Annotated in this window: 18 protein-coding genes and 2 tRNA genes; 19 read left to right on the top strand and 1 reads right to left on the bottom strand. The window is 62.7% G+C overall.

Annotated elements, in window-relative coordinates; genetic code table 11:
* The first annotated feature begins 15 nt into the window (after positions 1 to 15).
* The 9 genes from ABVK50_RS05845 (at position 16) to ABVK50_RS05805 (ending at position 8,669) form a co-directional block, all read left to right on the top strand.
* Positions 16 to 990: a TRAP transporter substrate-binding protein gene (locus ABVK50_RS05845; protein WP_353642457.1), complete on the top strand. Its 975-nt coding sequence runs from the start codon at positions 16 to 18 to the stop codon at positions 988 to 990.
* A gap of 65 nt (positions 991 to 1,055) precedes the next feature.
* Positions 1,056 to 1,589, top strand: a complete 534-nt coding sequence (locus ABVK50_RS05840; protein ID WP_353642458.1) for a TRAP transporter small permease — start codon at positions 1,056 to 1,058, stop codon at positions 1,587 to 1,589.
* 5 nt (positions 1,590 to 1,594) lie between these two features.
* A complete protein-coding gene (locus ABVK50_RS05835; RefSeq protein ID WP_353642459.1) occupies positions 1,595 to 2,902 on the top strand; it encodes a TRAP transporter large permease subunit in 1,308 nt (435 codons plus the stop codon).
* Positions 2,903 to 3,856, top strand: coding sequence for a hypothetical protein (locus tag ABVK50_RS05830; protein WP_353642460.1), 954 nt, complete (start codon positions 2,903 to 2,905; stop codon positions 3,854 to 3,856).
* A gap of 110 nt (positions 3,857 to 3,966) precedes the next feature.
* The gene (locus ABVK50_RS05825) at positions 3,967 to 4,722 is read left to right on the top strand and encodes an ABC transporter ATP-binding protein (protein WP_353642461.1); all 756 of its coding nucleotides are present in this window, start codon (positions 3,967 to 3,969) and stop codon (positions 4,720 to 4,722) included.
* Entirely contained in the window at positions 4,715 to 5,461 is a 747-nt protein-coding gene (locus ABVK50_RS05820) for an ABC transporter ATP-binding protein (RefSeq protein ID WP_353642462.1), read from the top strand. The genes ABVK50_RS05825 and ABVK50_RS05820 overlap by 8 nt, the downstream gene beginning before the upstream one ends.
* Before the next feature lie 50 nt (positions 5,462 to 5,511).
* Positions 5,512 to 6,705, top strand: coding sequence for an ABC transporter substrate-binding protein (locus ABVK50_RS05815; RefSeq protein ID WP_353642463.1), 1,194 nt, complete (start codon positions 5,512 to 5,514; stop codon positions 6,703 to 6,705).
* A 90-nt stretch (positions 6,706 to 6,795) separates the two neighbouring features.
* Entirely contained in the window at positions 6,796 to 7,683 is an 888-nt protein-coding gene (locus tag ABVK50_RS05810) for a branched-chain amino acid ABC transporter permease (protein WP_353642464.1), read from the top strand.
* Positions 7,680 to 8,669, top strand: a complete 990-nt coding sequence (locus tag ABVK50_RS05805; protein WP_353642465.1) for a branched-chain amino acid ABC transporter permease — start codon at positions 7,680 to 7,682, stop codon at positions 8,667 to 8,669. The genes ABVK50_RS05810 and ABVK50_RS05805 overlap by 4 nt, the downstream gene beginning before the upstream one ends.
* Before the next feature lie 38 nt (positions 8,670 to 8,707).
* Here the strand turns inward: ABVK50_RS05805 and ABVK50_RS05800 are convergent.
* Positions 8,708 to 8,782: transfer RNA gene (locus ABVK50_RS05800), tRNA-Thr, on the bottom strand.
* 144 nt (positions 8,783 to 8,926) lie between these two features.
* On the opposite strand from ABVK50_RS05800, the gene ABVK50_RS05795 reads away from it, so the two are divergent.
* From ABVK50_RS05795 to ABVK50_RS05750, 10 genes are all read left to right on the top strand, one after another.
* On the top strand, positions 8,927 to 9,115 hold the full coding sequence (locus tag ABVK50_RS05795) for a hypothetical protein (RefSeq protein WP_353642466.1): 189 nt from the start codon (positions 8,927 to 8,929) through the stop codon (positions 9,113 to 9,115).
* Positions 9,116 to 9,227: 112 nt separating this feature from the next.
* Complete coding sequence (murA, locus tag ABVK50_RS05790; RefSeq protein ID WP_353642467.1) at positions 9,228 to 10,517, top strand: UDP-N-acetylglucosamine 1-carboxyvinyltransferase; 1,290 nt, start codon at positions 9,228 to 9,230, stop codon at positions 10,515 to 10,517.
* An 85-nt stretch (positions 10,518 to 10,602) separates the two neighbouring features.
* Positions 10,603 to 11,040, top strand: a complete 438-nt coding sequence (locus ABVK50_RS05785; RefSeq protein WP_353642468.1) for a DUF2948 family protein — start codon at positions 10,603 to 10,605, stop codon at positions 11,038 to 11,040.
* Positions 11,041 to 11,047: 7 nt separating this feature from the next.
* Entirely contained in the window at positions 11,048 to 12,340 is a 1,293-nt protein-coding gene (gene hisD, locus ABVK50_RS05780; protein WP_353642469.1) for a histidinol dehydrogenase, read from the top strand.
* An 8-nt stretch (positions 12,341 to 12,348) separates the two neighbouring features.
* Entirely contained in the window at positions 12,349 to 12,834 is a 486-nt protein-coding gene (locus ABVK50_RS05775) for a UPF0262 family protein (RefSeq protein WP_353642470.1), read from the top strand.
* 50 nt (positions 12,835 to 12,884) lie between these two features.
* A complete protein-coding gene (locus ABVK50_RS05770) occupies positions 12,885 to 13,295 on the top strand; it encodes a low molecular weight phosphatase family protein (protein WP_353646009.1) in 411 nt (136 codons plus the stop codon).
* 87 nt (positions 13,296 to 13,382) lie between these two features.
* Positions 13,383 to 13,601, top strand: coding sequence for a translation initiation factor IF-1 (gene infA, locus ABVK50_RS05765; RefSeq protein WP_019172992.1), 219 nt, complete (start codon positions 13,383 to 13,385; stop codon positions 13,599 to 13,601).
* 27 nt (positions 13,602 to 13,628) lie between these two features.
* Positions 13,629 to 14,258, top strand: coding sequence for a Maf-like protein (locus ABVK50_RS05760; protein WP_353642471.1), 630 nt, complete (start codon positions 13,629 to 13,631; stop codon positions 14,256 to 14,258).
* Positions 14,255 to 14,458, top strand: a complete 204-nt coding sequence (yacG, locus tag ABVK50_RS05755; protein ID WP_353642472.1) for a DNA gyrase inhibitor YacG — start codon at positions 14,255 to 14,257, stop codon at positions 14,456 to 14,458. Before ABVK50_RS05760 ends, yacG begins: the two co-directional genes overlap by 4 nt.
* 158 nt (positions 14,459 to 14,616) lie before the next feature.
* Positions 14,617 to 14,692 (top strand) — tRNA-Phe (locus ABVK50_RS05750).
* Positions 14,693 to 14,783 lie beyond the last annotated feature (91 nt).

Raw genomic sequence — 14,783 nt, 5'->3', positions numbered from 1 at the left:
AATGGGAGAATCGCAATGAAGTATTTTGCACGCCTGATGGCGGCGACCGCGTTTACCGCCGTTTCCGCAAGCGCCGCCTTCGCGGAAAAATGGGATATGCCGATGGCTTATCCAGCAACCAATTTCCATTCCGAGAACGCAGCAGCCTTCGCGAAATGCGTCGGCGAAGGCACCGACGGCCAGTTGGAGATCGTGACCCATGCGGGGGGTTCGCTGTTTGGCGGCAACGATATCAAGCGGGCCGTGCAGACCGGTCAGGCTCCCATCGGCGAGCGGCTTCTTTCGGCGCACGCCAATGAAAACCCGCTCTACGGCATAGACTCCATCCCCTTCCTCGCGACATCCTTCGACGCCTCGGAAAAGCTCTGGGCCGCTGCAAGCGACAAGCTCAAGGCAGCTCTCGATGCCGAAAACCTGGTTTATGTCTACGCGGTGCCGTGGCCCGCGCAGGGCCTCTACATGAAGAAGGACGTCAATTCGGTCGCTGATCTGAAGGGCGTGAAGTTCCGGTCATACAACGCCGCGACCGCGCGGATCGCCGAACTCGCCGGCATGGCGCCGGTGCAGATCGAGGCGGCCGAACTCAGCCAGGCGTTGGCGACCGGCGTCGTCGAAAGCTTCATTTCGTCAGGCGCGACCGGCGTTGATTCGAAGGTTTGGGAACAGCTCACGCATTTCTACGACGTGCAGGCATGGCTGCCGCGCAACGTCGTTTTCGTCAACAAGGATGCTTGGACCGCGCTTGACGACGCATCCAGGGCGGCGATCACCACCTGCGGCGAAAAGGCGGCAGCGGATGGTCTCGCCAAGGTGAAGGAGCTTTCGGGCGGCTATCTCAAGACGCTGGAAGAGAACGGCATGAAGGTATCGCCGCCCAGCGAGCAGTTGGCGAATGAACTCGAAGGCTTCGGTCAGATCATGACCGACGAGTGGTTGAAAAGCGCCGGCGACGACGGCAAGGCTATCATCGACGCTTACCGCGCCAATTGACATAGCCGGCCCGGGACCCGGCGGTAGCGCCGGGTCTGCATCTTCATTCTATCCAGGAGCGTTCCGTGGACGGCGAAGCCAGCATAATCCGCCGAAGCCTCGACTTCGTCTATGATTTCGCAGCCTGGCTGTCGGCCTTGTGTCTGATTGCGATACTGGTCGTCATCACGGCGCAGGTTGCCGCCCGCTGGATGGGCATTCCTTTCCACGGCTCCAACGAATATGCCGGCTACTTCATGGCTGCGGCCTCGTTCCTGGCCTTCGCGCATACACTGAACCGCGGCGCCCATATCCGCGTCGGCCTGCTTCTGACCGCCTTGGGCGAACGGCGTTTCTGGGGCGAACTCTGGTCGCTCGCTATCGCCTCGGCGGCTTCGACCTATCTCGCCTGGTATGCGGTCAAGATGGTCTATTGGTCGTGGAAGCTGAATGATGTCAGCCAGGGTCAGGACGTGACGCCGTTGTGGATCGCCCAAACCCCGATGGCAGTCGGCGCCGTCATTCTCGCGATCTGCCTGATAGACAACCTCATCACCCTGCTGGTTACCGGACGCGACAACATCCGCGACGACCTCGCCGAGCAGAGCCACGCGGAATAACGCCGATGGAACCCTTTTATGCCATCGGCATCTTTCTTTTCGTCCTCTTCCTGCTGCTCGGGTCCGGCGTCTGGATCGGTCTTGCCCTGCTCGGCGTCGCCTATGTCGGGATGGAGATGTTCACCAGCCGGCCCGCCGGCGACGCCATGATGACGGTGATCTGGCGCTCGTCGTCGTCCTGGTCGCTGACGGCGCTGCCGATGTTCATCTGGATGGGAGAAATTCTCTACCGGACGCGACTATCGGAAGACATGTTCAAGGGGCTTGCTCCCTGGATGGGCCGGCTGCCGGGCGGACTGCTTCACACCAATGTCGCCGGCTGCACGATCTTTGCCGCGGTTTCCGGATCCTCGGCCGCCACGCTGACGACCGTCGGCAAAATGACCATCCCCGAACTGCGCAGGCGGAACTATCCGGAACGCCTGACTATCGGAACGCTTGCCGGCGCGGCGACGCTCGGTCTGATGATCCCACCCTCGCTGACGCTGATCGTCTATGGGGTGGCGATCAATGAATCAATCACAAAGCTGTTCATTGCCGGTGTCCTCCCCGGGCTCGTGCTGGCGTCCCTCTTCATGTGCTATGTCGTCGTCGTTTCTATGGTCTCGAAGGACTACAATCCGGCCGCCGAGCCGACACTGCCTTTCTGGGACAAGGTGAAGCGGTCGCGGTTCCTGGCCCCCGTCCTGCTTCTGATAGCGGCCGTAATCGGCTCTATGTATGTGGGCGTCGCAACCGCGACCGAAGCCGCCGCGATCGGCGTTATCGGCTCGCTGACGTTGGCTGCCGCGCAGGGCGCGCTGACGGCCGGGAATTTCTTCGAGAGCCTGATGGGCGCGACGAGAACCTCGGCGATGATCGCGCTGATCCTTGCGGGGGCTGCCTTCCTGTCTTTGTCGATGGGCTTTACCGGACTGCCGCGAGCGCTTGCCGAATGGATTGCATCGATCGAGCTCAGCCGGTTCGAACTGCTGATGGTCCTTCTGTTCTTCTACATCATTCTCGGCTGCTTTCTCGACGGGATTTCCGTCGTGGTGCTGACGATCGCCATCGTCGAACCAATGATCCGGCAGGTGGGTATTGATATAATCTGGTTCGGCATATTCATTGTTGTTGTTGTCGAGATGGCGCAGATCACGCCGCCGATAGGCTTCAACCTGTTCGTCCTGCAGGGCATGACCGGACATCCTATGGGGTACATCACACGCGCGGCGCTTCCGATGTTCCTGATCATGGCGCTCATGGTGCTGATCCTGATCGCCTTTCCGGAACTGGCGACCTGGCTGCCCGAGAACATGCGGCAGGCGCGCTAGTTGCTCAACGCGTTCCTCACCCAGGCCGCTAAACACGGTCGCCTGCTGCTGGTGCTTGGACTGGTCGCCGGCATCGCGCTGCCTGATCTGGCGCTAACACTAAAGCCGTGGATCGGCGAGATGGTCGCCGCGCTGCTGTTCCTGGCAGCGCTTCGCGTCGGCCCACGCCAAGCGCTTGGCGCCGCGCGCGATATCAGATTTTCGGTCGGAATTGTACTCGTCTTCCAGGTGCTGTTTCCGGTCGCGCTTATCCTGGTCATGCTCGGTATAGGCTGGACCGGGATTCTGCCGACGGCGCTGGTGCTCATGGCGGCAGCATCGTCGATCTCCGGCAGCCCGAACCTGACCGTCATGACCGGTCACGATCCGGCGCCTGCGCTTCGCCTGCTGATCGTGGGCACAGCGCTGCTGCCGCTGACCGTGCTGCCGGCTTTCTGGCTCACCCCCGCGCTCGACAACACATCGGAGGTCTTCGCCGCGGCCGGCCGACTGCTCCTGATCATCTTTGCGGCGGGCGGTCTTGCCTTCATTCTGCGCTGGCGATTTCTGAGTGACTTGAGCGTCAGTAAATTGCAAGCGATCGACGGCGCATCGGCCATCGCAATGGCGGTGGTGGTTGTTGGGCTGATGTCGGCGGTCGGGCCGGCGATTTTTTCCGATCCCTCCAGCCTCGCGATCAATCTGGCCGTAGCCTTCGGCGCGAATTTCGGCCTTCAGATCATGGTGGCGATGCTGCTGCGCCGTAGCGGCAGATACCGGCTCGCAACGCCGCTCGCCATCGTGGCCGGCAACCGCAACATAGCGCTGTTCCTGACGGCACTGCCCGCCACCATTACCGATCCGCTGCTTCTTTTCATCGGCTGCTACCAGATTCCGATGTATCTCACGCCGCTTCTTCTCGGGCGATTTTATCGTAACGCCGATGCGCGTCGGAATGGCGATGGCGGGGTGTAGTGGGCGCTCGTTAGACTTTAGGCGTATGGCCGCCGCCAGTCGATCGTGGTGCACTGCCTCGTTGGCGTCGCTATTCGGCGTGCAGCGCTTGGCGAGATCATGGGGAGCGGATGGCGCAAGACATCATCTTGTCCGCGAACGGACTTACCAAGGAATTCAAGGGATTCCTTGCCGTCAATGATGTGGATCTCAAGATCGAAAGAGGGTCCATCCATGCGCTCATCGGGCCAAACGGCGCCGGCAAAACCACGTGCTTCAACCTCCTGACCAAGTTCCTGCAGCCGAGCCGCGGCACGATCATCTACAATGATCGCGACATAACCAGGAAGCAGCCGGCCGACATCGCCCGGCTAGGAATAGTCCGTTCCTTCCAGATTTCAGCGGTGTTTCCGCACCTGACTGTCATCGAGAACGTCCGCATAGCGCTGCAGCGCAAGCGTGGCGACAGCTTCGATTTCTGGCGCTCGGAGCGCGTGCTGACGGCGTTCAACGGCAGGGCCGCCGCGCTTCTCGACGATGTCGGCCTGTCCGAGTTCGCCGCAGTTCGCGCTGGCGAACTCTCCTATGGCCGGAAGCGCGCTCTGGAGATCGCCACCACGTTGGCGCTCGAGCCGGAAATGCTGCTTCTCGACGAGCCCATGGCGGGAATGGCGCAGGAGGACGTGGACCGCATTTCGCAGCTCATCCGCCGAATCTCGGCCAACCGGACGATCCTGATGGTCGAGCACAATCTGTCCGTTGTCGCCGCCCTGTCCGATTACATCACGGTGCTGGCACGCGGCAAGGTGCTGGCCGAGGGCGACTACGCCAGCGTGTCGAAGGATCCGCGCGTCGTCGAGGCCTATATCGGAGCCGGACATGCCTGAGGCGGAAACCATGGAGCGCGCATCTTCCGCCGCCTCGCCCGGCGCGCTGCTTTCGGTCAGGAACCTCCAAGGCTGGTACGGCGAGAGCCATGTCCTGCATGGTATCGATTTCGACGTGCGCGAGGGCGAGGTCGTGACGCTGCTCGGCCGCAACGGCGCCGGCAAGACCACGACGCTTTTGGCGATCATGGGCATCCTGGCCAAGCGCAAGGGCTCGATCACCTTCGACGGCCGCGAAACCGTCTCGCTGCCGGCGCGCGCCATCGCCAGGGCAGGCATCGCCTTCTGCCCGGAGGAGCGCGGCATCTTCGCCAGCCTTTCGGTCGAGGAGAACCTGATGCTGCCGCCGCGGGTGCGCGAGGGCGGGCTAACCGTCGAGCAGATCTTCGAGTTGTTTCCCAATCTCCGGGAGAGGCTGTCCAGCCAGGGCACGAAGCTTTCCGGCGGGGAGCAGCAGATGCTGGCCATCGGGCGCATATTGCGCACGGGCGCGAAGCTCCTGCTGCTCGACGAGCCCACGGAAGGCCTGGCGCCCGTCATCGTCCAGCAGATCGGGCTTACCATTGCGCGGCTGAAGCGCGAAGGATTCACCATCGTTCTGGTTGAGCAGAACTTCCGGTTCGCGGCGTCGGTCGCAGACCGTCACTACGTGGTGGAACAGGGGCGCGTGATCGACACGATTCCCAATTCAGAACTCGACGCCAACATCGAAAAGCTTCACGGGTATCTCGGCGTCTGAGACCAACGAAAAGAATGGCGCGGTGCGTCGAAACAGGAGGAGCAGACACAATGAAGACGACAGGAAAGATACTGGGAGCGCTCGCCGGCCTGCTGATGGCCGGCTCGGCCTACGCGACAGACGTGAAGATCGGTGTGATGAACGATCGCTCGGGCATCTATTCCGATATCGGCGGCGAAGGCTCCGTCATCGCGGCGCGCATGGCCGTCGAGGACTTCGGGGCCGCCGACAAGGGCATCAACGTCGAGATCGTGTCGGCCGACCACCAGAACAAGCCGGACGTCGGGTCCAATATCGCCCGCCAGTGGTACGACACCGAGGGCGTCGACGTCATCGCCGACGTTCCGACATCGTCGGTCGCGCTCGCCGTCAACGACATCACCCGCGAGAAGAACAAGATCTTCCTGAACTCGGGCGCCGCAACGTCGGACCTGACCGGGGCGAAGTGCTCGCCCAACACCGTGCACTGGACTTACGACACCTGGCAGCTCGCCCACGGAACCGGCGGTGCGATGGTGGCGGCCGGCGGCAAGACCTGGTTCTTCCTGACAGCCGACTATGCCTTCGGCCACGCTTTGGAGCGTGACACCGCGGCGGTCGTGAAGGAAGCAGGCGGCGAGATCATCGGCAGCGTCAAGACGCCGTTCCCCGGCACCGACTTCTCGTCCTTCCTGCTCCAGGCGCAGTCGTCCGGCGCGCAGGTGATCGGCCTTGCCAATGCCGGAGGCGACACGATCAACTCGATGAAGCAGGCCGCCGAGTTCGGCATCACCCAGGGCGGCCAGGCGATCGCCGGCCTGCTGGTCTTCATCAACGACGTGCATGCGCTCGGCCTCGATATCGCGCAGGGCCTGGTGCTAACCGAGACCTTCTACTGGGATCTCAACGACCAGACCCGCGAATGGTCTGCCCGCTTCGAGAAGACAGCCGGCAAGAAGCCGTCGATGATCCAGGCGGGTGTCTATGCGGCGGTGCTGCACTACCTCAAGGCGGTCGAGGCGGTTGGCGACAAGGATCCCACGAAGGTCATGGCCAAGATGAAGGAAATGCCGACCGACGACCCGTTGTTCGGAAAGGGCGTGGTCCGCGCCGACGGTCGCAAAACGCACGACGCCTATCTCTTCCGCGTCAAGAAGCCGGATCAGTCCAAGGGCGAGTGGGACCTCTACGAGACGGTCGCCACGATCCCGGCCGACAAGGCGTTCCGGCCGCTCGCCGACGGCGGCTGCGAACTCGTCAAATAAGCTGACGCCAAGGACATGCCGGCCCGCCGGCATGTCCACCCATTCCCCGAATGCCGCCCTGGACGGGCGGCGAGGTCGCAGGACGGACGCATGTTCGAGCTCTTGGGAATTCCACCGCAGGCGCTGTTCGGGCAATTGCTGCTCGGACTGATCAACGGTTCGTTCTACGCGCTTCTAAGCCTCGGGCTCGCGATCATCTTCGGCCTGCTGAACATCATCAACTTCACCCATGGCGCGCAGTACATGATGGGCGCGTTCGTGGCGTGGATGCTGCTCAACTACCTCGGCATAAATTATTGGGCGGCGCTGATCGTGGCGCCGGTGATCGTGGGAATCACCGGCGTCATCATCGAACGCCTGCTCATCTCGAGGCTCTACCACCTCGATCATCTCTACGGCCTGCTCCTCACATTCGGCCTGGCGCTGATCATCCAAGGTCTGTTCCGCAACTACTACGGAATATCCGGCCTGCCCTATCAAATCCCAAATGTGCTGTCGGGCGGCCAGAATCTCGGCTTCATGTTCCTGCCCAATTATCGCGGCTGGGTCATTGTGGCGTCCCTGATCGTATGTCTCGCCACCTGGTTCATTATAGAGAAGACAAGGCTGGGCGCCTATTTGCGCGCCGCGACCGAGAACCCGACCCTGGTCGGTGCATTCGGCATCAATGTGCCTCGCATGGTTACGTTGACCTACGGGTTCGGGGTCGCGCTCGCTGCTTTCGCGGGTGTGCTCGCCGCCCCGATCTATGCGGTCAATCCCAATATGGGTGCGGACCTGATCATCATCGTCTTCGCGGTTGTCGTTATCGGCGGCATGGGGTCGATTCTCGGCTCGATCGTGACCGGCTTCGGCCTCGGCCTGATCGAAGGCCTGACCAGGGTATTTTATCCGGAAGGCTCAGCCGTGGTGATTTTCGTGGTCATGGCGATCGTGCTTCTGGTGAAGCCGGCCGGCCTTTTCGGAAGGGCGGCATGATGGCGGCCGATACCGAGACAGGGGCAGGAGTGGGTCCGCTGTTGCAGTCGCATTCGACCAGCACGCCCCGGCATCATGTGGCGATCTTTGCCGGCTTGCTGGTGTTCGGGCTGGCGGCGCCCTTCCTGCTTTATCCCATATTTCTTATGAAGGTTCTTTGCTTTGTGCTGTTTGCCTGCGCCTTCAACCTGCTGCTCGGTTTCGGCGGCCTGCTGTCCTTTGGACATGCCGCTTTCTTCGGCTCGGCAAGTTATGCGAGCGCCCACGCGGCAAAGATCTGGGGCTTCACTCCGGAGTTGGCGATATTGTTCGGTACCGGATGCGCGGCGCTGCTCGGGCTGTTGATCGGCTCGCTGGCAATCCGCCGCCAGGGCATCTATTTCGCAATGGTCACACTCGCCTTTGCCCAGATGGTGTTCTTCTTCTCGCTGCAGGCGCCGTTCACTGGTGGCGAGGACGGCATCCAGTCGGTACCGCGCGGGCATCTGTTCGGCCTGTTCGACATGGCTCCGGACCTCAACCTCTATTTCTTTGTGCTGGCGATCGTTTTTTCGGGCCTGCTGGCGATCTACCGGATCATCCATTCGCCTTTCGGACAGGTTCTGAAGGCGATCCGGGATAATGAGCAGCGTTCGGTCTCGCTCGGGTACCGGGTCAACCGCTACAAGCTCCTGGTGTTCGTACTGTCGGCGGCGCTTGCCGGACTGGCCGGCGCAACGAAAGCCATTGTGTTCCAGCTTGCGTCGCTGACGGACGTTTACTGGACCATGTCCGGGGAAGTGGTGCTGATGACGCTGCTTGGCGGCATGGGTACCGTGTTCGGCCCGATCGTGGGCGCCGCGATCATCGTCACGATGCAGAATTATCTCGCTACGTTCGGCGCCTGGGTCACCGTCATCCAGGGGACAATTTTCGTGATCAGCGTGATGCTGTTCCGCGAAGGCGTGATCGGAATTTTGTCGAAGGCGCTGAAGAAGCCGCTGTAGGCGTATCCTGCGGGACTAAAAGGCCGCGGCCTGCATTCTGGTGCTGCGAGAGAGGATTGAACTCTCGACCTCTCCCTTACCAAGGGAGTGCTCTACCACTGAGCTACCGCAGCCGCCGAATGCGGCGGACTTCTGCCATATCAATCGGGCTAGCGCAAGTTGGGTGCAGAGTTTTCAGCCTCAAGTTTTTCGACATTGCGCGGCCACAATGATACGTATTTCAATAAGGTCGAAGCAGTTCGCGACGAAACAGCCGGATGAACACGAAAAACACCGCCAGCGGCCAAACGGGAAGCAGCGTCGAGCGCAAGAAAAGGCTCGCGGAAGAACTCCGCGCCAATCTCCAGAAGCGAAAGGCGCAGGCGCGTTCGCGCCGCACCGGCGAAGCCGACAATCGGCCGGAAGGCATCGCGATTGCAGCACCGCAACCAAAGACGGAGCGGTGACGTCGCTTCTTATAGGAGGCGCCGTGGGATAAATCCTATTCCTTGAACCGATTTACGTGATGGTCTAGACGGGCCGCTCGGCAACGACCAACAGCCGGAGAAATGAATTTCCATGGATCGCATCAGAATCGTCGGCGGCAACCAGATCAATGGCCGCATCCCGATCTCGGGCGCAAAGAACGCCGCCCTGCCGCTGATGATCGCGTCGCTGCTCACCGATGACACGCTGACGCTTGAGAACGTGCCGCATCTTGCCGATGTGGAGCAGTTGATCCGCATCCTCGGCAATCACGGCGTCGACTATTCCGTCAACGGCCGCCGCGAGCGCCAGAACGAAGGCTACTCGCGCACGATCAATTTCACCGCCCGCAGCATCGTCGACACCACCGCCCCCTATGAGCTCGTGTCGAAGATGCGCGCCAGCTTCTGGGTGATCGGACCGCTGCTTGCCCGGATGGGCGAGGCGAAGGTATCGCTGCCCGGCGGCTGCGCCATCGGCACGCGTCCGGTCGATCTGTTTCTCGACGGCTTGCAGGCGCTCGGCGCCCGGATCGACGTCGAAAACGGCTATGTCATCGCAAAAACGAACGGGCGTCTAACCGGCAACCGCTATCACTTCCCCAAAGTTTCCGTAGGCGCCACCCATGTGCTGTTGATGGCGGCGTCGCTCGCCAAGGGCGAGACCGTCCTGAAAAACGCCGCACGCGAGCCCGAAATCGTCAATCTTGCCGAATGCCTCAACGCCATGGGCGCAAAGATCACCGGCGCCGGCACCTCGACGATCGTGATCGACGGCGTCGAGGCGTTGTCCGGCGCGCGCCACCATGTCATTCCCGACCGCATCGAGACCGGCACCTATGCGATGGCGGTGGCCATGGCCGGTGGCGACGTCATCCTCGAGGGAGCGCGCGCCGACCTGCTGCAGGGCGCGCTCGACGTGATCGCCCAGACAGGCGCCGAAATCATCCCGGTCAATTCCGGCATCCGCGTCAGGCGCAACGGCTCGGGCATCGCGCCGGTCGACGTGACGACCGAGCCATTCCCGGGCTTTCCGACCGACCTCCAGGCCCAGTTCATGGGGCTGATGACCATGGCCGAAGGAAAGTCGCGGATCACCGAGACGATCTTCGAGAACCGCTTCATGCATGTGCAGGAACTCGCCCGGCTCGGCGCGCATATAACGCTGGCCGGCCAGACGGCGATCGTCGACGGCGTGCGGAAGCTCAAGGGCGCACCGGTGATGGCGACCGATCTGCGAGCTTCGGTTTCGCTGGTGATAGCCGGGCTGGCAGCCGAAGGTGAGACCGTGGTCAACCGGGTCTATCATCTCGACCGCGGGTTTGAACGGCTGGAGGAAAAGCTCTCCGGCTGCGGCGCGACCATCGAGCGCATCTCGTCGTAAGGGTCCGCATCTCCCTCGGTTGCGCGCTTCGCCGAGACCGCCTAACAAGGCGGCAGGCGCGATCACCTTCCACAGGCGTTGAGATATGGACCAGTTGAAACTTGTCGCCCTCGACGAAGAGGACCTGAGAATCGTGTCGGCGCATGTCCAGGACGCCGTCATGAAGGTCGGCGACCTCGAATTCCTGCCCTCGCTCAAACGCTTCATCGTGCCGATGAACCGCTTCGTGTGGGAAGGCAAGCCGCGCCTATTCTTCCGGCCGCGCCCGCAGCGGCGCAATAGCGTGCTGCATTTCGACCGTGTGCTCAACGCCAAGACCAGCGGCATCAAGCGCGACCAGCCGGCCGAGATACTGTCGCTGCTCGCCATCAGCTTCGTGCCGATGGACGCGCCCGCCGGCATTGTAGAACTCATCTTCTCGGGCGGCGGCGCGATCATGCTCGACGTCGAATGCGTGGAGGTCCGCCTCGCCGATCTCGGCGGCGCATGGCAGGCGTCGTCACGCCCGCATCACAAAGTCTGAGCGCTTTATGGCCATCACACTCAACCAGTCCGACGCCGGCTTCGAGGAGAGTTTCGCCGCCTTCCTGACGACCAAGCGCGAAGCTTCGCCCGATGTCGACAGCGCCGTCGCCGCTATCATCGCCGATGTCCGCGCAAGGGGCGACGAGGCGCTGGCCGACTATACGCGGAAATTCGACGGAGCCGATTTGCGCAGCCTAGGCATCGCGGTCTCGAAAGCCGATATCGCCAATGCGTATGGCGAAGCCGACGCCGAGACCGTCGAGGCGCTGAAGTTCGCGCGCGACCGGATCCGGGCGCACCACCAGCGCCAGCGCCCGGCCGACGACCGCTACACGGACGCGGCCGGCGTCGAGCTCGGCTCGATCTGGACGGCGGTTGAGGCGGTCGGGCTATACGTGCCGGGCGGCACCGCATCCTATCCGAGTTCGGTGCTGATGAATGCGATCCCCGCTGTGGTCGCCGGCGTCGAGCGCATCGTCATGGTGGTGCCGGCGCCGGGCGGCGCGATCAATCCGCTGGTGCTGGTGGCGGCCGACATCGCCGGCGTTTCCGAGATCTACCGGGTCGGCGGTGCGCAGGCCATCGCCGCCCTCGCCTATGGCACCGGGACGATACGGCCGGTCGCCAAGATCGTCGGGCCGGGCAATGCCTATGTCGCCGCGGCCAAGCGCAAGGTGTTCGGGACCGTCGGCATCGATATGATCGCCGGCCCGTCGGAAGTGCTTGTCGTGGCGGATGCCGACAATGATCCCGACTGGATCGCCGCCGATCTCCTGGCACAGGCCGAACACGATGCCGCCGCGCAATCAATCCTGATCACCGACGATCTTGCCCTCGCAAGCGCGGTCGAAGCTGCGGTGACGCGCCAGCTCAAATCGCTGCCGCGGGCCGGGACCGCCGCCGCAAGCTGGCGCGATTTCGGCGCGATCATCCTTGTCGAAACGCTCGACCGTGCGATTCCGCTCATCAACCGCATCGCGGCCGAGCATCTCGAACTTGCGATCAGGGATGCCGACGCCTTCCTGCCGCACATCCGCAATGCCGGAGCGGTGTTCCTCGGACGCCACACGCCGGAGGTCATCGGCGACTATGTCGGCGGATCGAACCACGTCCTGCCGACCGCGCGCTCGGCGCGGTTCTCGTCCGGACTTTCGGTGCTGGACTTCATGAAGCGAACCTCGATCCTCAAGCTCGGGCCGGAGCAGTTGCGCGCGCTGGCGCCAGCCGCTATCGCTCTGGCCAAGGCCGAGGGGCTGGAGGCGCACGGACGCTCCGTCGCCATCCGGCTGAATATTTAGAGCATGGGATGGCGCGGAACGAAGGGCAACGCTCAAGGCTGATCGACGTCGAACTCGACGAATCCATCGGCCGCTCGACGCCCGACATCGAGCATGAGCGGGCGGTGGCGATCTTCGATCTCATCGAGGAGAACAGTTTTCAGCCGGTCGACGATGACGGCTGCGGCCCCTACCGGCTGAAACTGTCGCTCGCGGACGCACGCCTTGTCTTCGCCGTTTCGCGCGAGGACGGCTCGCCGGTCGTCACGCATATTCTGTCGCTGACGCCGTTCCGCCGCATCGTTAAGGACTATTTCATGGTCTGCGAGAGCTACTATGAGGCCATCCGCATCTCGACGCCGAGCCAGATCGAGGCGATCGACATGGGCAGGCGCGGACTGCACAATGAGGGCTCGCAGACGCTGATGGACCGGCTGGCGGGCAAGATCGACATCGATTTCGACACCGCTCGCCGCGTCTTCACGCTGGTCTGCGTGCTGCACTGGCGGGGCTGACCCTGGCTTCGGCTCTTCAGCATCCCCGTTCGATCCTGTTCATGTGCGGAATGAACGCCGTGCGTTCGCCGATGGCCGAGGCGATTGCGCGAAAGGCGCTGCCGCCGACGATCTTCGTCGCTTCGGCCGGCGTACGGGTGGGCGAGCGTGATCCGTTCGTCGACGCCGTGCTCGCCGAGGACGGCCTGTCGCTCGAAGAGCGGCTGCCAAGGACGCTGGACGATCTGGAGGACTTCTATTTCGACCTGATCGTGACGCTTGCGCCGGAAGCCCATCACACCGCGCTTGAACTCACCCGCTCGATGGCGGTCGAGGTGGAATATTGGCCGACGGCTGATCCGACGACGGCCGCCGGCACGCGCGAGCAGATCATGGCGGCCTATCGCGACGTGCGCGAGCGGCTGAAGGCCAGGATCGTCCAGCGCTTCACCGAAGGAGCGTCCGAAAGGGCCGGCGATTAAGCGTGTTCACAAAGAGCCTATAATCATATAGGTTCCGCGCAAATTCCGGCCGGGCGTCGGAAATTTCATCCAAACCAAAGGTAGAGAATGCCGAAGGAAGAAGTCCTCGAGTTTCCGGGTACTGTCACGGAATTGCTCCCGAACGCGATGTTTCGGGTAAAACTTGAAAACGAGCACGAGATCATTGCCCACACCGCCGGCCGCATGCGCAAGAACCGCATCCGGGTGCTCACGGGCGACAAGGTCCTGGTGGAAATGACGCCATACGACCTGACCAAGGGCCGCATCACCTACCGCTTCAAATAGGACGGCCGCAGGCCGCGACCGGACACGATGAGCGTTTTCCAGAAGCTTGTGCTCGCCTCGGGTTCGCCGCGCCGGATCGAGCTTCTGCAGCAGGCCGGCATCGAGCCGGACCGGGCGGTCCCGGCCGAAGTCGACGAGACGCCGCTGCGCGCCGAGCATCCGCGCTCGCTGGCCAAGCGGCTGTCCAAGGCAAAGGCGGAGAAGGCGCTCGAATCGCTGCAGATTGAGTCGGATTTCGCCGGCGCCTACATACTGGCGGCCGACACCGTCGTCGCGGTCGGGCGGCGCATCCTGCCTAAGGCCGAACTGGTGGACGAGGCTTCGAACTGCCTGCAACTGCTTTCGGGCCGCTCGCACCGGGTCTATTCGGGCGTCTGCCTGATTTCGCCGGAAGGCAAGCTGCGGCAGCGGCTGGTGGAAACCCGCGTTCGCTTCAAGCGGCTCAGCCGCGAAGAGCTGGAAAGCTATCTCGCCTCGGGCGAGTGGCGCGGCAAGGCCGGCGGCTATGCCGTGCAGGGGCTTGCCGGCACATTCGTCGTGAAGCTCGTCGGGTCCTACACCAATGTCGTCGGCCTGCCGCTCTACGAAACCGTCGGCCTGCTGACGGCTGAAGGCTTCAAGGTGCATTTCAACTGGCTGTCGGGCACACGCGCATGAGCGGCGAAGGAACCGGCAATGTCGCCCCGCTGCGACCCAAGCGCCCTTGCCCCGAATGCGGCAAGCCCTCATCGCGTGAAGCCTATCCATTCTGCTCGATGCGCTGTAAGCAGGTCGACCTCAACCGCTGGCTGTCCGGCAGCTATACGATTCCGGTCCGGGAGGACGAGGAAGACGGCGACGAGAGCGAGCCGAAATAGCGTCGCGAACCCGGAAACGAACGAAGTTCGGTTTCTTCCTCAAAACGCTTCGCCGGCGCTGGACAGCGCAAAATCCCGTGCTATAACCCACGCGCTTTCGCAGGTTTCACTCAAGCCTCGCGAGTTTCGGACGCCTGCGCAGCCGGCCATCGAAACAGGCCCAGATAGCTCAGTTGGTAGAGCAGCGGACTGAAAATCCGCGTGTCGGTGGTTCGAATCCGCCTCTGGGCACCACTCCCTTTTCTCCCGACATTCCCCTTCACCGAAGCCGCTACGCTGCAGCTTCGATAATTGCCTGAATTTGCTGGTATTTTCGACACGCATC

Origin of the sequence: Mesorhizobium sp. WSM2240, assembly GCF_040438645.1 — a bacterium.
In the GTDB taxonomy this organism is placed as follows: Bacteria; Pseudomonadota; Alphaproteobacteria; order Rhizobiales; family Rhizobiaceae; genus Allomesorhizobium.
The sequence above is the reverse complement of the archived record's forward strand: the minus strand, read 5'-3'. Positions and strand labels throughout refer to the sequence as shown.